Origin of the sequence: Photobacterium sp. TY1-4, from assembly GCF_025398175.1 — a bacterium.
Lineage (GTDB): Bacteria > Pseudomonadota > Gammaproteobacteria > Enterobacterales > Vibrionaceae > Photobacterium.
Map to the genome: position 1 here is coordinate 343,772 of NZ_CP099734.1, position 21,703 is coordinate 365,474.

The window sequence follows — 21,703 nt, forward strand, 5'->3', positions numbered from 1 at the left end:
AATCAATCAAACAGGTTATAGCGTTAGATGAAACCTATATTTGGCAGAGGTCCATCCCTGCAACTACGCCTGTTTCTTGCCGTCTTACTGTCAGTCAGCCTGATGCTGGCTGACAGTCGCCTGGATGCCTTCGCCAATGTCCGTTATCTGCTGAACTCCGCAATCGCCCCGCTGCAATACGCGGCAAACCTGCCCCGCGAATTGCTGGAAGGGATGTCGGGACAACTCAGTTCCCATCAACGTTTGTTGGCTGAAAACAAAGCACTGAAGCGCGATTTACTGGTGAAGCAGAGCGACATCCTGTTACTGGATCAGTTGCAGCAGGAAAACCAGCGTTTACGGGATCTGCTGGGCTCGCCGTTTGTCCGTGATGAGAAAAAACTGATTGCGGAAGTGATGGCGGTCGACTCCGATCCGTACAGCTACCAGGTGATGATCGACAAGGGACGGGTTGACGGCGTTTACGAAGGCCAGCCGGTGATCAATGAGAAAGGGGTCGTCGGCCAGGTCTCATACGTCGGGGCCCATAACAGCCGGGTGCTGCTGTTGATCGACGCCACCCATGCCCTGCCGGTTCAGGTGGTGCGCAATGATATTCGGGTGATAGCGTCGGGCAGCGGTCATATCGATCAGGTCCAGCTGGAGCATGTGCCGAGCAGTACCGACATTGAAGTCGGGGATTTGCTGGTCACGTCCGGCTTGGGCGGGCGTTATCCGGAAGGTTATCCGGTCGGCCATGTGACTGAATTTTCGTTTGATAACAAACGACCTTTTGCTCAAATCAAGGCCAAGCCAACCGTGCAGTTTGACCGCTTGCGTTATTTATTGCTGGTGTGGCCGACACCGCGGGAAACTCTCATCGTAGGAGATCAATAGTGGCAACAAGTCGACCGAATGGCCGCTTGCTGATCTGGCTTTCGTTTATTGTGGCGCTGATTTTACAGGCCGCCCCCTGGCCGGGGGAATTGGAGTTATTTCGCCCGTCCTGGGTATTGCTGGTCGCTTTCTACTGGGTGTTGGCCCTGCCGCACCGGGTCAATGTGGGCACTGCCTTGGTACTGGGGCTGCTGTGGGATTTGATGCTGGGCTCGACCCTCGGGGTGCGTGGCCTGATGATGTCGCTGCTCTGCTACATCGTCGCCCTGAATTTCCAGTTGATCCGCAATCTGTCATTGTGGCAGCAAGCCATTCTGGTGGCGTTCCTGACGCTGGCCGGTAAACTGATCGAGTTCTGGGCCGAATATCTGGTTTCCGTCGTCGCGTTCGAGCCGGAGCGTCTGTGGGCGGTCCTCCTGAACTGCCTGCTGTGGCCCTGGCTGTTCTTGTTGTTGCGGCGAATGCGACGCAAGCTCTCAATTCGTTAAATTATTTTTCAAACAAGCCCCGTTCGATGTTAGGTTTTAAGACATGATATCGAACGGATCTTTTTGATAATTCAGTAAATGGTATCATCATGTCTGCATTACAACTGTATCTGGCTTCGGGCTCCCCGCGTCGTAAAGAACTTCTGGCACAACTGGGTTACCGTTTCGAGCGGGTGGCCGTCGATGTGGCAGAGTGCCACCAGCCCGGGGAGAGCCCATCCCAGTACGTTCAGCGCCTGTCGCAGGACAAAGCGCAGGCCGGTGTGGCAGCCACTGACGGCCAGACGCCGGTGCTGGGGTCGGATACGATTGTCGTTGTCGATGATGAGATTTTGGAAAAGCCGAAAGACTTTGCCGATGCCCAGCGGATGCTGCGGCTGCTTTCCGGCCGGGAGCACCAGGTGATGACAGCCGTAACCCTGGCGACGGCAGCTCGCCAGGACACCCGTCTGGTGATCACCAATGTGTGGTTTAAGCCGCTGACAGAACAAGAAATAGAAGCCTACTGGCACAGCGGAGAGCCGCAGGATAAAGCCGGCAGCTACGGGATCCAGGGGATCGGTGGCAAATTTATTGAGCGTATCGATGGCAGTTATTACGCTGTGGTGGGGTTACCCTTAATGGAGACCGACATCATGGTTCAAGACTTTTTAAGTTTATCAATTTAGAGGCAACCATGAGCACAGAGCTGCTGATTAACATAACGCCGAGCGAAACACGTGTGGCGATGATTGAAGGAGGGAGCCTTCAGGAAATACACATCGAGCGAGAATCCAAACGCGGGATTGTCGGTAATATCTACAAGGGCCGCGTGAGCCGGGTGCTGCCGGGGATGCAGGCGGCATTTGTCGATATCGGGCTGGAAAAAGCTGCGTTTCTGCACGCGTCCGATATCGTGCCGCATACGGAGTGCGTGGCCGAAAATGAAAAACAGCAGTTTCAGGTCCGGGATATTTCCGAGCTGGTGCGCCAGGGCCAGGACCTGGTGGTGCAGGTGGTCAAAGATCCGCTGGGCACCAAAGGCGCTCGCCTGACCACTGATGTCACTCTGCCATCGCGTTATCTGGTGTTCATGCCCGGTGCCAGCCATGTCGGCGTGTCTCAGCGCATTGAAAGCGAGAGTGAGCGTGAACGGCTGAAAAAGATTGTCGGTGAGTATTGCGACGATCTCGGGGGCTTTATTATCCGGACCGCTGCCGAAGGGGCGACGGCCGAAGAGATGTCGCAGGATGCGGCGTTTCTCAAACACTTGTGGCGTAAGGTGCTCGAGCGTCGGGCCAAACATAAGCCCAAATCGATGCTCTACGGTGAGCTGGGGCTGGCCCAGCGGATCCTGCGCGACTTTGTCGGTACCGAGCTGGACGCCATTCTGGTTGACTCGCGCATGGGCTATGAAAAGCTCAAGGAATTTACCGACGAGTTTGTCCCGGAGCTGAGCGATAAGCTGGACTATTATGCCGGTGAGCAACCGATCTTTGATCTCTATGATACCGAGAGCGAGATCCAACGCTCGCTGGAGCGCAAGGTCGAGTTGAAATCGGGCGGCTATCTGATCATCGATCAGACCGAGGCCATGACCACGATTGACATCAATACCGGCGCGTTTGTCGGTCGCCGTAACCTGGAAGAGACCATCTTCAATACCAATATTGAAGCGACCAAGGCGATTGCCCGCCAGCTGCGGCTACGCAATCTGGGCGGCATTATCATTATCGACTTTATCGACATGGCGGTGGACGATCACCGGCGTCGGGTTCTGCTCGCGCTGGAGCAGGCGCTGTCCTATGATCGGGTGAAAACCAACATCAACGGCTTCACCCAGCTCGGGCTGGTGGAAATGACCCGCAAGCGGACCCGTGAGAGCATCGAACATGTGCTGTGCGGCACCTGCCCGACCTGTGAAGGTCGCGGGACGGTGAAAACCGTGGAAAGCGTCTGCTATGAAATCCTGCGGGAAATCACCCGGGTCAACCGCGCCTACGATGCGGATCGCTTTGTGGTGTACGTCTCCCCGGCCGTGGCCGAAGCCCTGGCTGGTGATGAGTACCATGCCCTGGCTGAGCTGGAAGTCTTTATCGGCAAACAGGTCAAGATCAAGGCGGAGCCATTGTATATCCAGGAACAATTTGACGTCGTCATGATGTAATTACGATGCGAGGATATTGAGTGACAACGGTTCCGGTTCGCCTGGCACGAGGCGTGATGTGGCTGGCCCTGATGATCCTGGTGCTGGCTGCACTGGCCATCAGTGGCTTGCGTTTTTTTCTGCCTCAGTTGAATGACTACCGCGAACCGATCCGCCAGTGGGCCTCGCAGGAGGCTGAGGTCCGTCTGGAAATCAGCCACGTCGAGGGGCACTGGCGCAACCGCGGTCCGTCGCTGGTGCTGCAGGGGGTTGAAATTGCTCAGGCGGATAAACTGGCGTCCATCATCCATATCGGGGATGTGGAAATGCAGCTCGACCTGCTGGGCTCCGTCCTGGCATGGCGGCCGGTGTTCACCGATGTCCGGATCAGCCAGCTCAGCCTCGACCTGACTCGCCTGCCGGACGAACTGTTGCCCTTGCGCAGCGAACCGGCGTCCGCTGCCGGTGCGGATCAGGATTCCGCTGCATTGATTGCCCGGCTAGAAACCCTGTTTTTTGTCCAGTTGGGTAAATTCTCCCTCAAAGACTCCCATGTCACCTTGAACTCGCCGGCCGGTAAGCCGCTGCGGGTTGATATCAATGAATTGAAGTGGGATGCCACCGGCGCCCAGCACCGGGCAGAAGGGGTGATCAGCGTAGCGGACACTCACTTCAGCCAACTGCAGGTGATTGCCAACTTATCGGCCAACCGCTCCCTGCCGGAGATGTCCGGCAGCATCTATCTTCAGGCACGCAACCTATCAATGACACCGTGGCTGGATCAGCAGCTCGGCAATGCCGAGGTCACCGGCAGCAACCTCAATACCGCGGTGTGGTTGAATTTAAAAGACGGCAAGCTGGCTGACAGCCGGCTGCGCCTGGATAACAGCACCCTGCGCTGGCGGCGTGACGGCCAGTCTCATGAATTTCGCATTCACCACGGGCTGTTGGCACTCAAGCCGCAGCAAACCGAGCACGGTGAGCTGCGCTGGCGCATCGACAGTGAACCAATTCGCTTGCAGACTGACACCCAGCTGTGGCCGGCATTTACCCTGGCCGGGCAGTGGCAGCCGTCGGACTGGCAGCTGGCCATCAGCCGCTTGCCGCTTGCGCCTCTGCTGCCGTTTACCGGTTTTCTTCCCCCTGAGAGTCAGGCCGCCGCTGCATTGGATGCGCTACAGCCCAGTGGCCAGTTACAGGATATCCGCCTGGCTGGCGTTCAGGATCAAGCCCCGCGCTTTTCGGCCCGGTTACATCAGCTCGGGCTGAAACAATGGTCGCTGTTTCCGGAAGTGCACAAGCTGGATGCCGTGGTGTCCGGCAGCCTGAGCGGGGGCAAAGCCGTGCTGTTGCTGCAAGACGATACGCTGCCGTACGGCGATGTCTTCCAGGCCCCGCTGCCGATAGATCGCGGCGAAGTGACGGCTTACTGGCAAGTGGGCGAGGACGGGTGGCGCTTGTGGAGTGATCAGGTGTCGGTTGCCACGCCGGATGTTCGTGCCGATGGCCAGTTCCGGCTCGATTTTCCGGCCGATGCGCCCGCCTGGCTGTCTTTTTACGGGGAAGCGGCCGTCCGCCATGCCGGTGAAGCCTGGCGATACCTGCCGACTTTGGCGCTGGGGCGCGAGCTGACCGATTACCTGTCGGCGGCGATCCGCGGCGGGACCACCGATCAGGCCCAGCTGCTGTGGTATGGCGAGCTGGCGGACTTTCCGTATCCGCGCCACGAAGGGATCTTCCAGGTGAAGGTGCCGTTGACGCAGGGGCGGTTCAGCTTTGATACCCATTGGCCGGAGCTGACGGATCTGGCGTTGGATCTGAGGTTTGAAAATGATCAGATGTTCATTGCGGCCAGCCAGGCGAAAACCCTGGGGGCCACAGCCTCGCGGGTACGCGGTGCTGCCGATTTAGCCCCGGACGGCCATTTAAAGCTGACGCTGGATGTGGCGGCCGAGGGAGCAGCGATCCGGGATTACATGCTGGCGACCCCCCTGGTGGACACCGTCGGGGCAGCACTGACCACGGTGCAGGTCAGCGGGCCGGTAACGTCGCGTTTTCATTTGGATATTCCGTTTGACGGCAGCGAGGTGCGGGCCCAGGGACAGGCTGAGCTGGCGGACAATACCATCGTCATGGAAACACCGCCGCTGCAGCTGGATCAGGTCAGCGGCACCCTGAACTTCGACAACGATCAGGTCCGGGCCGATGCGATCCGCGGCCAATTGCTGGCGCAGCCGGTGTCGGTCAGTTTTACCGGTCAGCAGGCGGATGCCGGGTACCGGGTTGGGGTCCAGGTGAACGGTGACTGGTCGGTGGCGGCGTTGCAACAGCAGATCCGTGATCCGCTGCTGGCCCGGGTTGAAGGGCTGAGCCGCTGGCAGGCGGATGTCGGGGTCGATTTGCATGACACCGGGTTTAATTACCAGGTGAAGGTCAAAGCTGATTTGAATGATGTGCACAGCGAACTGCCTTACCCGCTGACGCTGGTGCGTGGTAACCAGCAGTCGGCTACGCTGACGGCGCGGGGCAATGCGGAGCGCCTGGAGGCGACGTTGCGGATGCCGGAGGCGGCATACCGTGCCCGGATTGGCCTGGGCAGCCCGCTGGTGATCACCGCCAGTCAGCTGGCTGTGGGTGACGGTAAGCTGCGGGCGTTGCAGCCGGGCAAGCACCGGGTGGATCTGGCGGGCCGATCGCTGGACGGCGATCGCTGGATCGCGCTGAGTGAAGAGATTGCTGAGCGGGAAGGCGAAGGGGAGTCCGGGATGCCGGTAATCCCGTTGCCGACCGAGGTCAACGCCCAGCTCAAAAAGCTCAAACTGGCAACCCTCAACTGGCATGATATCGACCTGGCCGTACGTAAGCAGCCGGGGCAATGGCACTTTTTGCTCGACAGCCGCGAGATGAGCGGCGAAGGGATCTGGCCGCACGGTAAGCCGTTGCAGCTGGCACTGGATCAATTGCATCTCAACCTGCCGCAGCTGGATGAACAAGGGGCGTCCACGCCGGCACCGTATGTGCCGCAGCAACAAGTGCCGATGGCGACAGATTTTGACCGCGCCCTGATGGCCAATTTGCCGGAAGTCGATCTGCAACTGGCAGATGCCTGGCTGCAGGGTTACCGGCTGGGCGAAGTGTCGGGCAAGCTGCGCCGGGACGGAACCACGCTGGCTTTGCAGAATTTCCAGGTCGCTTCCGGCTCGACCTTGCTGAGCCTTGATGGTCACTGGACCCTGGAGGATAACCAGAATGAAACTCATATTGCCTTTGATATCGAAGGGGAAAACAGCTCGGAGCTGATGGGTCGACTGGGGATTTCCGGCGGGATCCAGGGGGCAGAATTTAGCAGTTACGCGTCCATTCAGTGGCGGGGCGCGCCCTGGTCGATGCACCGCGAGACCCTCAATGGCGAGTTGAAAACCGAAACCGGAAAAGGGGTGATCAGTGAAGTCGGCGGGGCCGGCCGGATCCTTGGCTTGTTCAGTATCGATTCGCTGATTCGGAAAATGCAGCTCGATTTCTCCGGCGTCTTTGATGATGGCCTGGCGTTTAACTACATTCGGGGCTCGGGCACGCTGGAAAATGGCCGGTTTGAAAGCAGCGATATCAAGATGCAGGCGCTGGCCGGGGACATGTATATTACCGGAAGTGCTAATCTTGTAAGTGAAACCGTGGATGCGAAAGTGCAGTTCTACCCGGACTTTACCTCGGGGATCCCGGTTCTGACAGCCTTTGCCGTCGCACCGCAGACCGCGATACTGGTGTTCGCGATTTCAACGGCCTTGTCGCCGGTATTGGATGTATTTACCCAGATTAACTATGAAGTGAAGGGGCCGATTGAGGCACCGGTGGTGACGGAGAAATCTCGCTTTACCGGTGAATATACCGTGCCTGAAGAGTTCAGGGAGTAAATCGGCGCGCTTGCCAGGAGCCCCCGGTCAGAATAAGGAAGTCATGATGACAAAAGTGGGTGTGGTACAAATGAATTCCGGGGCCGACCCGGCACTGAATTTGAGACAGCTGAAGAAAAAACTCAAAGGGCTACAACTCCAGGGGGCCCAGCTGGTGGTGACGCCGGAAAACTGTCTGGTGTTCGGGACCCGGGCTGATTATCAGCGTTATGCCGAGCCGTTGGGCGCGGGACCGTTGCAGGCAGAGCTCTCGGCCCTGAGCAAACAACTGGGGATCTGGTTGCTGATGGGCTCGATGCCGATCCGCCAGGCCGATGGGTCGGTGACAACGACTGCATTGCTGTTTGACAGCGACGGCCAGTGCCGGGCCCATTATGACAAACTGCATATGTTTGACGTCGATGTGGCCGATGCGCACCAGAGCTACCGGGAATCGGACACGTTCCGTCCCGGCCATGACATTCAGGTGGTGCCAACACCCTTTGGCAATATTGGTCTGTCAATCTGTTATGATGTGCGCTTTCCGCAGCTGTATGCTGCGTTGAGGGCACAAGGGGCTGACATCATTGTCGTGCCTGCCGCTTTTACCAAAGTGACCGGCAAAGCGCACTGGGACATCTTATTACGGGCCCGGGCCGTCGAAACCCAGTGCTGGATTGTCGCTGCCGCGCAATGGGGTGAACATCACGATGGACGGGAAACCTGGGGGCACTCGATGGTGATCGATCCCTGGGGACAAGTGGTTGCCTGCCAGCAGCAGGGAACCGGCGTACTGACGGCCGATCTGGACCTGAATCTGAGCCAGACGATCCGAACAAACATGCCGCTGATGCAACATGCCCGTTTCGGGGTGCATCAGCGCGGTATCAATGAAGAGCAAATTGAATGACGCTGGAAACCGTAGAAAATACCATGCTGGCCCAGTCCGGGCTGGGGCGTGAAGAGTTAAGCAAAACCCTGGGGCTGATTGCCGCCCGGGATGTCGACTATGCCGATATTTATTTCCAGTCCTGCTGGCATGAATCGCTGGTACTGGAAGACAGTATCATCAAAGACGGCTCATTTAACATCGACCGCGGGGTCGGGGTCCGGGCGGTGGCGGGGGAGAAAACCGGCTTTGCCTACTCGGATCAGATCAATACCCTGGCCCTGACCCAGAGTGCCAAGGCGGCCCGCGGAATTGTGCGCAGTGGTCGTCAGGGCAAGGTGCAGGCCTTTGCCCCGACCATGGCGGGTGGCGTGTATGCGCCGGTGAATCCGCTGGAGAGTCTGGACAAGCATCAGAAGATCGCCTTGCTGGAAGAGATTGACCGCTACATTCGCACCAAAGAGCCGCGGGTCAAAGAAGTCTCGGTCAGCATTAACGGGGTCTATGAGCAGGTGTTGGTCGCAGCTCTGGACGGGACCTATGCCGCCGACATCCGTCCGCTGGTGCGCCTGTCGATTAGTGTGCTGGTGGAAAAAGACGGTCGTCGCGAGCACGGCAGCGCCGGGGGCGGTGGCCGCTACGGCTACGAGTATTTTCAGGGAGAAGAAAACGGCAAGCCCATTGCGCTGATTTATGCCGATGAAGCCCTGCGTCAGGCGCTGGTGAACCTGGAAGCGGGTGATGCACCGGCCGGAACCATGCCGGTGGTCCTTGGTGCGGGTTGGCCGGGCGTGTTGCTGCACGAGGCCGTTGGTCATGGTCTGGAAGGGGATTTCAACCGCAAGGGCTCGTCGATGTTTTCCGGTCAAATGGGACAGCAGGTGACTTCGCCGCTGTGTACCATCGTCGATGACGGCACGCTGGCGGATCGCCGGGGCTCACTGAATATTGATGATGAAGGGGTGCCGGGCCAGTATAACGTCCTGGTTGAGGGCGGGAAGCTCAAAGGCTATATGCAGGACAAACTCAATGCGCGTCTGATGGGCGTGGCGCCGACCGGCAATGGTCGCCGCGAGTCCTACGCGCACCTGCCGATGCCGCGCATGACCAATACGTATATGCTGCCGGGCCAGCATACGCCGGAAGAGATCATTGCCAGCGTCAAGCAGGGGATTTATGCCCCGAACTTCGGCGGTGGTCAGGTCGATATTACGTCGGGCAAGTTTGTCTTCTCGGCCTCGGAAGCTTACCTGATCGAAAATGGCAAAGTGACGCGTCCGATCAAGGGCGCGACCCTGATTGGCAGCGGTATCGAAGCGATGCAGCAGGTGTCGATGGTCGGTAATGATCTCGATATTGATCGCGGGGTCGGGGTGTGTGGCAAAGCCGGACAGAGCGTGCCGGTCGGGGTTGGTCAGCCAACGCTAAAAATTGATTCGATGACGGTAGGCGGCACGCAGTGATCTGCCGCAGCCCCGAGTGACTGTCCGTCGAGACAAAAATGCCAGCGCCGTGAACGGGCGCTGGCATTATTTTATCTGACCGGACGAAGCTTTGTCTTTCAAAGGGCGCTCCGTCTTTCAGCATTGCTCCGCCTTTCCGTGGTACTCCGCTTTTCAGAGGATGCTTAGTCTTTCAGGTACAGCTCTTTGAGGTACTGGAAGATTTCACGGTAGGCTTTGGCCGGCTTGTTCAGGGTCTTTTCTTTGCTGGCCTGGCGAACCAGCTGACGCAGGCGCTGGCGATCCGCGTGCGGATGCTCGGCCATGATCTCATTGATCATGCTGTCGCCGTTGTCGATCAGTGCATCGCGCTTTTGCTCCAGTTTGTGCAACTGAGCTGTGGTCTGCGAGTGTTTGTTGCGCAGTTTGTCCAGGGCTACCTGGATCGGCTCGATTTCAATCTGGCGCATCATCTTGCCGATCAACTGCAACTGGCGACGGCGCGCTTCGTTCTTGAAGCGTTGGGCGTCTTTAATCGCGTCCCGCAACGCGTCATCCAGTGGGATTTTGGCCAGGGCATTGGGTTTGAGAGCGACCAGCTCTTCGCCAATTTTCTGCAGCGCTTCCATATCGCGCTTCATCTCGGACTTGCTGACCCAGATGATCTCTTCTTCCTCTTCCCAAGGGGCTTTTTGGTTTTTACGGCTCATATCAGGCTCACTCAAAAGTTAACGGGGCCATTTTACCAGTTTAATCAAGATTTGGGGGCGCAAATTCCGCATCGGCAATGTTATGCTATAAGTAATACGCACAGGTACAACTTGGCTGTGGCCGGGTTGGTGCAGACCCTAACAAGTTCCCCCCTTTCATGATGGCTCAGCCGGAAATCTTTCGGGCGTCCCATGATGAAATGGGGAAAATATTCTGAGAATGTGAAGGTATGGATGTAAAAGAACAGGTTGCCCGGCAGCGTGTGGAGCTCGAAGCTGCGGTGGCCAAAGCACTGGAGCTGGCCGGCCAACAGGCGGATGCGGCTGAAGTGGCCATTAACAAAACCACCGGGATCAGTGTGTCGACGCGGATGTGCGAAGTGGAAAACGTCGAGTTCAACAGCGATGGCGCGTTGGGGATCACTGTTTACCGCGGTCAGCGCAAAGGCAGCGCATCAACGTCAGACCTGAGTGAAGCGGCGATTGCCCAAACCGTCGCGGCGGCGCTGGATATTGCCCGTTATACCTCGGAAGACCCTTTTGCCGGACCGGGCCCGAAAGAGCTGATGGCTACCGAGATCCCGGATCTGGACTTGTTTCATCCCGATGAGCCGGAACCGGATCATGCCGCATCTATTGCCATTCAGGCCGAGCAGGCGGCGTTGGATCACGATCCGCGGATCAAGCAGAGTGACGGTGCCAGCTATGACAGTCACTACGGGATCCGGGTGTACGGCAACAGCCACGGGATGCTGGCCAGTTATGCCTCCAGCCGTCACAGCACCAGTTGCTGCGTGATCGCCCAGGGTAAAAACGGCGATATGGAGCGGGATTACAGCTATACCACCGCGCGCCATACGGACGATTTGTGGACGCCGGAGCGCGTGGGTCGTCATGCCGCCGAGCGTACCGTGGGCCGGATTGATCCGCAAAAGCTGTCGACCCGTCAGGCGCCGATCATGTTTGCTGCCGATGTGGCAACCGGCTTGTTCGGTCACCTGGTGATGGCGATCAGCGGCTCGAACCTCTACCGTAAGTCCTCGTTTTTGCTTGATAAACTCGATGAGCAAATTTTCCCGGACTGGATGAACATCAGCGAGCGCCCGCATATCCTGCGCGGGATGGCGAGTACGCCGTTTGACAGCGAAGGGCTGGCAACGCACGACCGGGAAATTATCCAGGACGGGGTGCTGAAAACTTATCTGATGACCAGCTATGCGGCCCGCAAACTGGGCCGCCAGCCGACCGGGCATGCCGGGGGGATCCACAACTGGCTGGTGAAATCGACCGGGGAAAGCTTTGAGCAGATGCTGAAAAAAATGGATCGTGGCCTGCTGGTAACCGAGTTGATGGGCCAGGGCGTGAATATCGTCACCGGGGACTATTCCCGCGGGGCGGCCGGTTTCTGGGTCGAGAACGGTGAAATCCAGTTCCCGGTCAGTGAAGTGACCATTGCCGGCAATCTCAGGGATATGATGCAGAATATCGTGGCGGTCGGGAGCGATACCGAAACCCGCAGCCAGATCCAGACCGGATCGGTGCTGCTCGATACCCTGAAAATCGCCGGGGAATAAGGCTGGCGGCGTGTCAGCTGTTCAACAAATGAGAGCCGGGCGGCTCTCGTTTTGTTTTGGGAGCGGTGGTTGCGGTGAGCACAGCCGTTCAGGCGGTGAGGACCGTCACGAAGGTTGCCAGTACAGCGGTGCAGGCTGCCAGGCCGACAATTCAGTCGGCCCTACATATCGTCGTTAGACCAGAAAGACCGTTGCCAGGCCAAGGAAGACTGACAGTCCGATGATGTCGGTAATGGTGGTTAGCGCCATGCCGCCGGCCAGGGCCGGGTCGATATTGAGCTTTTTCAATAGCAGCGGCACACAGACGCCGGCGACGCCAGCCACCAGCAAGTTGGTGAGCATCGCACCGGCGATAATGACGCCGAGCAGCAGGTTTTGTTTCCACACCACCACCACGCCGCCGATGATCAGTGCCCAGAGCACGCCGTTGATCAGGCCGACCCGGGCTTCTTTGCTCAGCAGCCAGCGGGTGTTGGTTTCCCCGATATGGCCGACGGCCAGGCCGCGGATCACCAGCGCCACGGTCTGGTTACCGGCCACCCCGCCCATCGAGGGTACGATGGTCATCAGGATCGCAATCGCGGCCATCTTGTCCAGGGTGTCTTCAAACATGTTGGAGACCGAGGCCGCTGCCAGGGCCGCGAGGACATTGACCCCGAGCCAGATGCTGCGGCGCCGGGCAGACTTCATCACTGGGGCAAAGGTGTCTTCATCGTCGTCCATCCCCGCCATACTCATCATCGAGTGTTCGGCATCTTCCCGGATAATGTCCACGACGTCATCGATGGTGATCCGGCCAACCAGGTGGTTGTTCGCGTCAATCACCGGTGCTGAGAGCCAGTTGCGGCGCTCGAACAGGGTGGCAACTTCCCCGTCATCCATATCGACAGCGATGGCTTCATCGGCGTCATCCATCACTTCTTCGATTTTGATGTCCGGTTGGGTGGTGATCAGGGTTGCCAGCGACAGGTGGCCGATCAGGCGCTCTTCCTGATCGATGACATACAGGGAGTCGGTGGCTTCCGGCAGTTCACCTTTCATCCGCAGGTAACGCAGCACCACATCGGCGGTCACATCACTGCGGATGGTGATGAAGTCGGTACTCATGATCCCGCCGGCGGTCTCCTCCGGATAGGCCAGTGCTTTTTCGACCCGGTGGCGGTCAATGGCATCCATCTGCGCCAGCACTTCCTGATATTTGTCATCCGGCAGGCTCCGCAGAACGTAGGCGACATCGTCCGAAGCCATCCCTTCGGTGACGGCGGCGAGTTTGTCCGGGGCCATCTGGGCCACGATGCCGTCTTTGACATCCTCCGACAGCTCATCAAGGATATCCCCTTGCTCTTCGGGATCGGTCAGTTGCCACAAAACCTGACGTTCTTTGGGGGGGGAGGCTTCGAGCAGGTGGGCGATATCTTCCGGCTCCATGTCCTGGAGCAAGCGACGGACATGGACAAACATGCCGTTTTCAAGTGCCTGATTGACTTCCTGCAGCGTCTGATGCGTTTGGTCTTGTTCTAATACATCCGCCATAAGCGTGCTACCCCAAATGAGTGTAATGCCGGCCGCCATACCGCTGGACAGGAAAAAGGGGGCAGATAGATACCTGGAAGGTATGGGAAAACTGCGAAATGGGATCTGTCGTATGCGGTTGTGGCGCAATAAGTTGAATTTTAACGCAATAGTGTGGTGCTTGTCTCACCAGATCTGAGAGGAAATAAAGATTTCATCTGCGCCGGACAAGGCTCTCCGGGAGCGGAATACCAGGGGATCGCGAAGGTCGGGACAGATGGCAGCAAGAAGGCTGCCATAGCCAGGGATTTGTTGATTTTGATGTTTCAGGCCGGGGTTAACATTCTTCGTCAAAGCCGGCTTCAATCAGCGCGGTCACTGCCGCCAGTGCGGCTTCGGCATCACGACCTTCGGCACTGACACAGACTTGCTGGCCCTGAGCGGACTCGAGCATCAACAGACCCATGACACTATCGGCAGTGGCACTTTTTTCATCGTTGCTGATGGTGACGGTGGCTTCGAAGCTCTGTGCCAGTTCGACGAGCTTGATCGCCGCCCGGGCGTGGAGGCCAAGGCGGTTTTTGATGAACAGTTCGCGGCACACCCGACTCATGACTGACTTTCCAGGGTACGGTGGCGAACCTGGATCTGGTGGCCCTGATCACGGAAATGCTCTGCCAGTTGCTGGGCGATATAGACCGAGCGGTGCTGCCCGCCGGTGCAGCCAATGGCCACGGTCAGGTAGCTGCGGTTGTTTTTTTCCAGCATCGGCAGCCAGGTGTCGATGAAATTGCGGATCTGGTAGATCAGCTGGTTCACTTCCGGGTGACCGGCAAGAAATTCCTGCACTCCGCGGTCGAGGCCAGTGAGCGGCTTGAGCTCAGGGACCCAGTGCGGATTAGGCAGAAAACGGACGTCGAAGACGAAATCGGCATCGCTCGGCAGCCCGTGCTTGAAGCCGAATGATTCGAACACCATGATCAGTTCGCGGGCATCGCGCCCCAGCAGGCGGGCGCGAACGGTTTCGCTGAGATCATGAATCGACTTGTTGGTGGTGTCGATCACCAGATCGGCCTGCTCTTTGAGCACGCTCAGGCGGGCACTTTCCGACTGGATGGCCTGCTCCAGGCTCATATTGTTGCGCGAGAGCGGGTGGAGGCGGCGGGTTTCGCTATAGCGTTTGATCAGCTCTTTATCATCGGCATCAAGGAAAATGACGTTCACATCCAGGGTGTCGCTGAGCTGGGACAGGGTGTCGCGGATCTCATCCGGGTCGTCGGGCATGTTGCGTACGTCAATGCTGACGGCAATGTCCTGCTGCTGATTGTTGACGGTGCTGACGAGCTGGGGCAACAGGTTGACCGGCAGGTTATCGACACAGTAGTAGCCCAGATCTTCCAGAACCCGCAGGGCGACGGACTTGCCGGAGCCGGAGCGACCGCTTACAACCATTAACATCATGCTGGTTTACCTTAACTGACAACAGTGGCGCGTGTGATGTTCATTATGAATCACGCGTGAGGATTTGATAAAGCTCTTCGTCGCTTTTTGCAGTCCGCAGCTGTTTACAGACCTGCTTGTCGCTGAGCTTTTCCGCCATGCTGGCCAGGGTCTTGAGGTGCTCTTTACACTGGGCATCCGGCACCAGCAGGGCAAACAGTAGGTCGACCGGCTGGTTATCGATGGCATCAAACTGGATGGGGGCCTGGCACTGGATCAGCACGGCGATGGCCTGATCACTGTCGGTGATACGGCCGTGCGGGATGGCGATCCCGTTGCCGATCCCGGTACTGCCCATTTTCTCGCGGTTGAGCATACACTCAAACAGCGGTTGCGGATTCTGGTCCAGGTGCTTGGCGGCGACTTCGCTGATAATTTCCAGGGCGCGCTTTTTGCTGGAGCAAGGGACTGCACTCTTGGTGCAGTCCAGGCTCAATACATTACTCAGTTGCATGATCAGTGGCTATTGAGTTTATCTTTATGTTTATTAAGTTGACGCACCAGTTTATCAGTTAATGCGTCAATCGCGGCATACATATTTTCTGAATCCGCTCTGGCGTGGATTTCTCCGGCATTAATGTGCAGGGTCGCTTCCGCCACCTGCTGTAATTTCTCGACGTTGAGGATCACATGGACATTATTGATTTTATCGAAGAAACGCTCGAGCTTGTCGAACTTGGAATTGACGTAATCACGCAGGGATGGAGTAATTTCGACATGGTGTCCTGTGAGATTAATTTGCATAGACATCTTCCTCCTGTTGGCGCCTGCAACTCACAGCAGGCGTTTACGTTGGTTCGATGGCGGGATCCCCAGGGATTCACGGTACTTGGCAATGGTGCGCCGGGCAACCATGATCCCCTGTTCCGCCAGTAATGTCGCAATCTTGCTGTCGCTGAGCGGCTTGGCCTGATTCTCAGCGGCAACCAGTTTTTTCACCAGTGCCCGGATCGCGGTCGAGGAGCACTCGCCGCCGTTGTCCGTACTCACGTGACTGGAGAAGAAATATTTCAGTTCAAAAATCCCCCGCGGGGTGTGCATGAACTTCTGGGTGGTGACCCGGGAAATGGTCGATTCGTGCATGTCGACCGCCAAGGCGATGTCATTGAGCACCATAGGTTTCATCGCCTCTTCGCCGTATTCGAAGAAGTCCTGCTGGTGCTCGACAATGCAACGCGCTACTTTCAGCAGGGTTTCGTTGCGGCTCTCCAGGCTTTTGATCAGCCATTTGGCGTCTTGCAGGTGGGAGCGGATGAACTGGCTGTCGGCGCTGTTGCGGGTACTTTTGCTCAGCGCTGCGTACTGCTGGTTGACCCGCAGCCGAGGCACGCTGTCCGGGTTGATGGTGACCACCCACTTGCCGTGATCTTTGAACACCGACACATCCGGAATGACATATTCGGTCTCGCTGTTGACGACCCGGTTGCCCGGGCGCGGTTCGAGACTGTGGATCAGTTGCATTACCGCTTTCAGCTCCGGCTCTTTGAGCTTGGTTTCCCGCATCAGCTGCCGGTAGTCGCGGTTGGCCAGCAGGTCGATGTAGTCGTTGAGCAGGGTCTTGGCTTCGGCTAGCCAGGGGGTGTCTTCCGGGTAAGTGCGCAGCTGCAATAACAGGCATTCCTGCAGGTTGCGTGACGCGACGCCCAGCGGGTCAAACTGCTGAACCCGTTTCAGGACGGCTTCGACCTCGTCCAGTTCGACCTCGTCGTTGCCGAGGCTGTCGAGGATCTCTTCGGCTGAGCAGGTGAGGTAGCCTTTCTCGTCGATGCCATCGATGATGGCGGTGGCAATGGTCAGATCGGTATCGCTGAACGGTGTCAGCTGTACCTGCCACATCAGGTAATCTTGCAGGCTTTCGGTGGTTTCGCCCTGGTAAACCGGCATGTCGTCGTCCATCGCAATCCCGGTACTGCCGGTGCCGGCGCTGTAGACATCGTCCCAGGTGGTATCAACCGGGAGATCTTCCGGCATTTCACGCTGCTCAATGACCTCAGACGTGTCATAGTCGTCCGGATCGCTGTCGGCACCGTCGGCTTTGCTCTCGGCGGGGTCGGGGTGATCCGAAGCGGTGTCCGAGCCGTTTTCATTGAGGTTCTCGTCCAGCTCCAGCAGGGGGTTGGCGTCCAGGGCTTCCTGGATTTCTTGCTGCAGATCCAGGGTAGATAACTGCAAAAGGCGGATGGCCTGTTGCAATTGTGGCGTCATTGCCAGTTGTTGACCTAGTTTGAGCTGGAGCGAGGTTTTCATATAAGTCAGTGCACCTTATTTTTATCTTTGGTAACGGGCGCCAAATACGGCTTCAACTTCGGCTGGTGGTTCGTGCAGTCAACCGGGCGACATCCCAGTCAGCCCATATTCTAACTATAGACGGAACTGGTCCCCCAGATAGACTCGTTTTACGTGCTCATCGTTGAGGACATCGCTCGGGGTACCATGGGCGATCAGGTGCCCCTGGCTCACGATGTAGGCCTGCTCACAGACATCGAGCGTTTCCCTGACATTATGATCGGTGATGAGGACGCCAAGGCCACGATCGCGCAAATGCTCGATGATCTTTTTGATATCGATCACAGATATCGGATCGACCCCGGCAAAAGGCTCATCCAGCAGAATAAATTTCGGGTTGGCGGCCAGGGCGCGGGCGATCTCCACCCGGCGGCGTTCCCCGCCCGACAGGGCCATGCCCAGGCTGTTGCGAATATGCTGAATGTTAAATTCATCCAGCAGTTCTTCGAGCTTGTCCTGGCGTTCGGCCTTGCTCAGCTCTTTGCGGGTTTGCAGCACGGCCATCAGGTTGTCGTGCACCGAGAGCTTGCGGAAAATCGAGGCTTCCTGCGGCAGGTATCCGATCCCCATCCGGGAGCGGTTGTGCATCGGCTGCAGGCTGATATCGGTGCCGTCGATGGTGATGGTGCCTTCGTCGCGGGCCACCAGGCCGACGATCATGTAGAAGGACGTGGTTTTCCCGGCTCCGTTCGGGCCGAGCAGGCCGACAATCTTGCCCGATTGTACTTCCAGGCTGACATCGGAGACAACCTTACGGCCGTTGTAGCTTTTTGCCAGGTGTTCTGCTTTTAGCGTTGCCATAATGGTCCGGTTTATTTCTTATTGCTGTTGAGCTGGTTTGGCTGCAAGATGGTGGTCACGCGTTTTTTCTTGCCGCTTTCCGCAACCAGCTTCTGCTCGTCAATCTTGTAACTGATCACCTTACCCTGAATTTCGCTGCCTTCCTGGATCAAAATGGCTTCATCGGTCATTTTCAGAAATTCGGTCGCGGTATCGTAGCGCATCCGGTGGGCGGCGCCGTCAATCGGCTTGCCGTTATCCATCACCTGGTGGAAGGTGGCCGGTTTGCCGTAGGCGTCGATGATCTCTTTGCCGTCACCGGCAGTCTGGCGGGTGACCACCAGCTTGTCGGCACGAATATCAATACTGCCCTGGCGGAGCACCACGTTCCCGGTGAAGGTGACGATATTTTTCTGAATATCGAGTTCCTGATTGTCCGAGTTGATGTAAATCGGTTGCTCTGTATCATTACTGAGTGCCCAGCTTGATGCACTGAGACAAAGGCAGAGCAAGGTACTAATTTTTAAAAGCTTCATATCTACCTTTTACATTCTCTAATAAGGTTGCCACGCTGCGGTCCATGTTGCCCTGCATGCCGGTGCCTTCGTTCTGGAAGTTGCTGCCGGTGATGAGGACATGATCCGGGGTGTCAAAATCTTTGTTGATCAGGTCAAGCCTCAGACTATCTGTCTGGATCACTTTAATCGCGGACTCGGGCAATAGGTTAAAGATGCGGACACTGCCGTTCATCTGTAATACCTGGTCTTTATCCAGAGTGGCGGTGCTGGCACTGATCCGCCATTCGGTCTCTGTGCCGTCGCGGTAAATCCACAGCACCGGCGCGACGAAGTTGGTGTCACCGCTGGCGCTGAAATGCTCCAGATACTCGGAATCAATCTGGTAGCTACGCAGCCCGGCGGCGTTATAGGAGGTATTGACCACGGTGTTGCCGGTAAACAGCGGTTTTTCCGCATCCGGTTCGACCTGGATATCCTCCTGCCAGCGGTTGTTCAGCAGGTAGTACCCGGTCCAGCCACATACCACGACCAACAGCGCACAGAGCAGCCTCTGTAAGGTCATATGCTCAAACCTTTATGTTTATCTAATTCACCCTTAGCTTCAAGGATCAGGTCGCACACTTCCCGTACGGCACCGTGACCACCAGGGATCCGGGTCACAAAATCGGCCCGGCGGGCCAGCAGCGGATGGCCGTCTGCCACACAAACCGACAGCCCGACTTGGGCCATGACCGGCCAGTCGATCAGATCGTCGCCGATGTAGGCGGTCTGGCGCGGGTCAATGCCCAGGGTGCGTTCGATGTCGGCATAAGCGGCCAGCTTGTTGTCCTGACCCTGGTACACATGCCGGATTCCCAGCGCTGACATGCGGTTCTCGACAATCGTCGACTTCCGGCCGGTCACAATAGCGATCTCCACCCCGGCACCCATCAGTGATTTGATGCCGTAGCCATCGCGGGTGTGGAAGGTTTTCAGTTCTTCGCCGTCATTGCCCATGTAGATCCGGCCGTCGGAAAACACGCCGTCGACATCGCAGATCAGCAGTCGGATGTCTTTGGCGCGCTGATAGATGGTTTGACAGACCGGGCCATAAATAGTTTCGACTTGCATTACATCACTCCGGCTTTCAGCAGATCGTGCATGTTCAGGGCGCCGACCAACTGGTCGTTTTCGGTGACCAGCAGACCGCTGATCTTACGCTCTTCCATCAGTTTCAGCCCTTCCGCGGCCAGCAGGTTGGGGGCAATGATCGCCGGCCGGCGGGTCATGACATCGCCGATAGCGGTGGTATGAATATCGACCCGGTTATCGAGCAGGCGGCGGAGATCGCCGTCGGTAAACACCCCGAGCAGGTGCTGCTGGTGATCAACCACGGCGGTCATGCCCAGCCCCTTGCGCGAGACTTCGAGCAGCGCATCTTTGATCGTGGCCTGCTCGCCGACCCTCGGCAGGCGCTCGCCAGTGTGCATGATATCGGCAATGCGCAGCAGCAGTTTGCGTCCCAGCGCGCCACCCGGATGCGAGAGGGCAAAGTCATCGGCGGTAAAGCCGCGCGACTCCATCAGGGCAATCGCCAGGGCATCGCCCATCGCCAGAGTCGCGGTGGTACTGGATGTCGGCGCCAGATTGAGCGGGCAGGCTTCCTGGTCGACGGTGATCTGCAGATGGATCTGAGCCATTTGGGCCATGCTGGATTCCGGCTTGCCGGTCATGCTGATGAGCGGGATCCCCAGACGTTTGATCACCGGCAACAGCGTCAGGATTTCTGAGGCTTCGCCGGAGTTTGAAATTGCCAGAACGACATCGCCTTTATTGATCATGCCCAGATCGCCGTGACTGGCTTCGCCCGGGTGAACGAAAAAGGCCGGAGTGCCGGTGCTGGCCAGTGTTGCCGCAATTTTATTGCCGATATGGCCGGATTTCCCCATCCCCATCACGATCACTTTGCCGGTGCAGGCTGCAATGAGCCGGCAGGCTTCGCTGAAGCTGCCGTTGATGTACTGGGTGAGCTTTTGCAGTGCTTCTACTTCAATTTCAATAACTTTGCGACCATGGCCGCAATAATCAAACGTCTCTGACATGGTTCGGATCTCCGTTAAGACGCCAGATTATAAAACAGATAGCCCTGATAGGCGACAAAGCAGCAGATCAGGAACGCACCTTCCAGCCGATTGATCCGACGGCGTTTTCCGAGCGCCATCAACAGCAGGAGGACGGAGACCCCCAGCATCACATAGTAGTCGCGGCCCATCGCCAGCGGGCTGAGGACGGACGGGTTCAGCAGCCCCGGGATCCCCATCACGGCCAGGATATTAAAGACATTGGAGCCGATAATGTTACCGACCGCCATGTCATCCTCACCTTTGAAGATGCTGGCAATCGACGCGGCCAGTTCCGGCAGGCTGGTGCCGATGGCGATGATGGTCAGGCCGATCACCAGATCGCTCATGCCGTAGATTTTGGCAATGGTCACGGCAGAGTCGACCAGCATACTGGCTGCATAAGGCAGCAGGACCAGGCCAATCACCACCCAGATCAGGGCCGCGCTGTTGCTGACGCCGTCCGGGATCTCTGATTCCTGCTCTTCCGTCAGGGGATCGCCGTTCTTTTTGCCGTCGCGGCTGATTTTCAGCATCACCAGCAGGAACAGGGCAAACAGGCTGACCAGCAGTACGCCTTCCATAAAGCCCAGATGGCTGTCCCACAGTAGGGCGCCGGCGATGAGGGTGACCGCGATCATCAGCGGCAGCTCACGACGAATAATTCCGGAACTGACGGCCAGTGGCTTGATCAGTGCCGTTAAGCCCAGGATCAGAGCGATGTTGGCAATGTTCGAACCGAGCACGTTACCGACAGCGGTGTCGGTTTTTCCGTCCAGGGCTGCGGTCGCTGAAACCATCATTTCCGGTGCCGAGGAGCCCATCGCCAGGATGGTCATCCCGATCACCAATGGCGTGACGCCGAGGTTTTTGGCCAGCGCGGCGGCACCAAATACAAGTCGATCTGCACTCCATACCAGCAAGGCTAAACCTATACAGAGCAACACAATGGCTTCGAGCATTCTTATCCCTTTTGTCGTTAATCATGAAAATCTTGTTTAAGGGAGTAATTTT

General features: G+C 57.5%; 21 protein-coding genes. 8 read left to right on the forward strand and 13 right to left on the reverse strand.

Going from position 1 to position 21,703, the window contains the following annotated elements; all coding sequences use genetic code 11:
• The first annotated feature begins 27 nt into the window (after positions 1–27).
• The 7 genes from mreC (at position 28) to tldD (ending at position 9,731) form a co-directional block, all read left to right on the forward strand.
• The gene (gene mreC, locus NH461_RS01670; protein WP_261601623.1) at positions 28–876 is read left to right on the forward strand and encodes a rod shape-determining protein MreC; all 849 of its coding nucleotides are present in this window, start codon (positions 28–30) and stop codon (positions 874–876) included.
• Entirely contained in the window at positions 876–1,364 is a 489-nt protein-coding gene (mreD, locus tag NH461_RS01675; protein WP_261601624.1) for a rod shape-determining protein MreD, read from the forward strand. Before mreC ends, mreD begins: the two co-directional genes overlap by 1 nt.
• Before the next feature lie 89 nt (positions 1,365–1,453).
• A complete protein-coding gene (locus NH461_RS01680) occupies positions 1,454–2,032 on the forward strand; it encodes a Maf family protein (protein ID WP_261601625.1) in 579 nt (192 codons plus the stop codon).
• An 8-nt stretch (positions 2,033–2,040) separates the two neighbouring features.
• Positions 2,041–3,510, forward strand: a complete 1,470-nt coding sequence (rng, locus tag NH461_RS01685) for a ribonuclease G (protein ID WP_261601626.1) — start codon at positions 2,041–2,043, stop codon at positions 3,508–3,510.
• Between the two features lie 20 nt (positions 3,511–3,530).
• A complete protein-coding gene (locus NH461_RS01690) occupies positions 3,531–7,400 on the forward strand; it encodes a YhdP family protein (RefSeq protein ID WP_261601627.1) in 3,870 nt (1,289 codons plus the stop codon).
• Positions 7,401–7,446: 46 nt separating this feature from the next.
• Positions 7,447–8,289, forward strand: a complete 843-nt coding sequence (locus NH461_RS01695; protein ID WP_261602801.1) for a carbon-nitrogen hydrolase family protein — start codon at positions 7,447–7,449, stop codon at positions 8,287–8,289.
• Positions 8,286–9,731: a metalloprotease TldD gene (tldD, locus tag NH461_RS01700; RefSeq protein WP_261601628.1), complete on the forward strand. Its 1,446-nt coding sequence runs from the start codon at positions 8,286–8,288 to the stop codon at positions 9,729–9,731. The genes NH461_RS01695 and tldD overlap by 4 nt, the downstream gene beginning before the upstream one ends.
• 164 nt (positions 9,732–9,895) lie before the next feature.
• Here the strand turns inward: tldD and yjgA are convergent, their stop codons facing one another.
• The gene (gene yjgA, locus NH461_RS01705; RefSeq protein ID WP_261601629.1) at positions 9,896–10,420 is read right to left on the reverse strand and encodes a ribosome biogenesis factor YjgA; all 525 of its coding nucleotides are present in this window, start codon (positions 10,418–10,420) and stop codon (positions 9,896–9,898) included.
• A gap of 230 nt (positions 10,421–10,650) precedes the next feature.
• Here yjgA and pmbA point away from each other — a divergent pair, with 230 nt between their 5' ends.
• Entirely contained in the window at positions 10,651–11,994 is a 1,344-nt protein-coding gene (gene pmbA / locus NH461_RS01710; RefSeq protein ID WP_261601630.1) for a metalloprotease PmbA, read from the forward strand.
• Positions 11,995–12,168: 174 nt separating this feature from the next.
• Here pmbA and mgtE read toward each other — a convergent pair whose 3' ends face one another.
• The 12 genes from mgtE to NH461_RS01770 form a co-directional block, all read right to left on the reverse strand.
• Positions 12,169–13,527, reverse strand: coding sequence for a magnesium transporter (gene mgtE, locus NH461_RS01715; RefSeq protein ID WP_261601631.1), 1,359 nt, complete (start codon positions 13,525–13,527; stop codon positions 12,169–12,171).
• 316 nt (positions 13,528–13,843) lie between these two features.
• Positions 13,844–14,119, reverse strand: coding sequence for an HPr family phosphocarrier protein (locus tag NH461_RS01720; protein WP_261601632.1), 276 nt, complete (start codon positions 14,117–14,119; stop codon positions 13,844–13,846).
• Positions 14,116–14,967: an RNase adapter RapZ gene (gene rapZ / locus NH461_RS01725; protein ID WP_261601633.1), complete on the reverse strand. Its 852-nt coding sequence runs from the start codon at positions 14,965–14,967 to the stop codon at positions 14,116–14,118. Before rapZ ends, NH461_RS01720 begins: the two co-directional genes overlap by 4 nt.
• Positions 14,968–15,010: 43 nt before the next feature.
• Complete coding sequence (gene ptsN / locus NH461_RS01730) at positions 15,011–15,460, reverse strand: PTS IIA-like nitrogen regulatory protein PtsN (protein WP_261601634.1); 450 nt, start codon at positions 15,458–15,460, stop codon at positions 15,011–15,013.
• Between the two features lie 2 nt (positions 15,461–15,462).
• Positions 15,463–15,750 (reverse strand): ribosome hibernation promoting factor, encoded by a 288-nt coding sequence (gene hpf, locus NH461_RS01735; protein WP_261601635.1) that lies wholly within the window; start codon positions 15,748–15,750, stop codon positions 15,463–15,465.
• Between the two features lie 30 nt (positions 15,751–15,780).
• Entirely contained in the window at positions 15,781–17,253 is a 1,473-nt protein-coding gene (locus NH461_RS01740) for an RNA polymerase factor sigma-54 (protein ID WP_261601636.1), read from the reverse strand.
• Positions 17,254–17,367: 114 nt separating this feature from the next.
• Positions 17,368–18,093 (reverse strand): LPS export ABC transporter ATP-binding protein, encoded by a 726-nt coding sequence (gene lptB, locus NH461_RS01745; RefSeq protein WP_261601637.1) that lies wholly within the window; start codon positions 18,091–18,093, stop codon positions 17,368–17,370.
• Positions 18,094–18,104: 11 nt separating this feature from the next.
• Positions 18,105–18,608, reverse strand: coding sequence for a lipopolysaccharide transport periplasmic protein LptA (gene lptA / locus NH461_RS01750; protein ID WP_261601638.1), 504 nt, complete (start codon positions 18,606–18,608; stop codon positions 18,105–18,107).
• Entirely contained in the window at positions 18,589–19,152 is a 564-nt protein-coding gene (gene lptC, locus NH461_RS01755; RefSeq protein WP_261601639.1) for an LPS export ABC transporter periplasmic protein LptC, read from the reverse strand. Before lptC ends, lptA begins: the two co-directional genes overlap by 20 nt.
• A complete protein-coding gene (gene kdsC, locus NH461_RS01760; protein WP_261601640.1) occupies positions 19,149–19,700 on the reverse strand; it encodes a 3-deoxy-manno-octulosonate-8-phosphatase KdsC in 552 nt (183 codons plus the stop codon). Before kdsC ends, lptC begins: the two co-directional genes overlap by 4 nt.
• Positions 19,700–20,671, reverse strand: a complete 972-nt coding sequence (locus tag NH461_RS01765; protein ID WP_261601641.1) for a KpsF/GutQ family sugar-phosphate isomerase — start codon at positions 20,669–20,671, stop codon at positions 19,700–19,702. The genes kdsC and NH461_RS01765 overlap by 1 nt, the downstream gene beginning before the upstream one ends.
• A gap of 14 nt (positions 20,672–20,685) precedes the next feature.
• Positions 20,686–21,651: a calcium/sodium antiporter gene (locus NH461_RS01770; RefSeq protein WP_261601642.1), complete on the reverse strand. Its 966-nt coding sequence runs from the start codon at positions 21,649–21,651 to the stop codon at positions 20,686–20,688.
• Positions 21,652–21,703: the final 52 nt, after the last annotated feature.

Coding starts and splice junctions, on each gene's coding strand:
- mreC (WP_261601623.1), top strand. CDS start 28: ATGAAACCTATATTTGGCAGAGGTCCATCCCTGCAACTACGCCTGTTT.
- NH461_RS01680 (WP_261601625.1), top strand. CDS start 1,454: ATGTCTGCATTACAACTGTATCTGGCTTCGGGCTCCCCGCGTCGTAAA.
- rng (WP_261601626.1), top strand. CDS start 2,041: ATGAGCACAGAGCTGCTGATTAACATAACGCCGAGCGAAACACGTGTG.
- NH461_RS01695 (WP_261602801.1), top strand. CDS start 7,447: ATGACAAAAGTGGGTGTGGTACAAATGAATTCCGGGGCCGACCCGGCA.
- tldD (WP_261601628.1), top strand. CDS start 8,286: ATGACGCTGGAAACCGTAGAAAATACCATGCTGGCCCAGTCCGGGCTG.
- yjgA (WP_261601629.1), bottom strand. CDS start 10,420: ATGAGCCGTAAAAACCAAAAAGCCCCTTGGGAAGAGGAAGAAGAGATC.
- pmbA (WP_261601630.1), top strand. CDS start 10,651: ATGGATGTAAAAGAACAGGTTGCCCGGCAGCGTGTGGAGCTCGAAGCT.
- mgtE (WP_261601631.1), bottom strand. CDS start 13,527: ATGGCGGATGTATTAGAACAAGACCAAACGCATCAGACGCTGCAGGAA.
- NH461_RS01720 (WP_261601632.1), bottom strand. CDS start 14,119: ATGAGTCGGGTGTGCCGCGAACTGTTCATCAAAAACCGCCTTGGCCTC.
- rapZ (WP_261601633.1), bottom strand. CDS start 14,967: ATGATGTTAATGGTTGTAAGCGGTCGCTCCGGCTCCGGCAAGTCCGTC.
- ptsN (WP_261601634.1), bottom strand. CDS start 15,460: ATGCAACTGAGTAATGTATTGAGCCTGGACTGCACCAAGAGTGCAGTC.
- hpf (WP_261601635.1), bottom strand. CDS start 15,750: ATGCAAATTAATCTCACAGGACACCATGTCGAAATTACTCCATCCCTG.
- NH461_RS01740 (WP_261601636.1), bottom strand. CDS start 17,253: ATGAAAACCTCGCTCCAGCTCAAACTAGGTCAACAACTGGCAATGACG.
- lptB (WP_261601637.1), bottom strand. CDS start 18,093: ATGGCAACGCTAAAAGCAGAACACCTGGCAAAAAGCTACAACGGCCGT.
- lptA (WP_261601638.1), bottom strand. CDS start 18,608: ATGAAGCTTTTAAAAATTAGTACCTTGCTCTGCCTTTGTCTCAGTGCA.
- lptC (WP_261601639.1), bottom strand. CDS start 19,152: ATGACCTTACAGAGGCTGCTCTGTGCGCTGTTGGTCGTGGTATGTGGC.
- kdsC (WP_261601640.1), bottom strand. CDS start 19,700: ATGCAAGTCGAAACTATTTATGGCCCGGTCTGTCAAACCATCTATCAG.
- NH461_RS01765 (WP_261601641.1), bottom strand. CDS start 20,671: ATGTCAGAGACGTTTGATTATTGCGGCCATGGTCGCAAAGTTATTGAA.
- NH461_RS01770 (WP_261601642.1), bottom strand. CDS start 21,651: ATGCTCGAAGCCATTGTGTTGCTCTGTATAGGTTTAGCCTTGCTGGTA.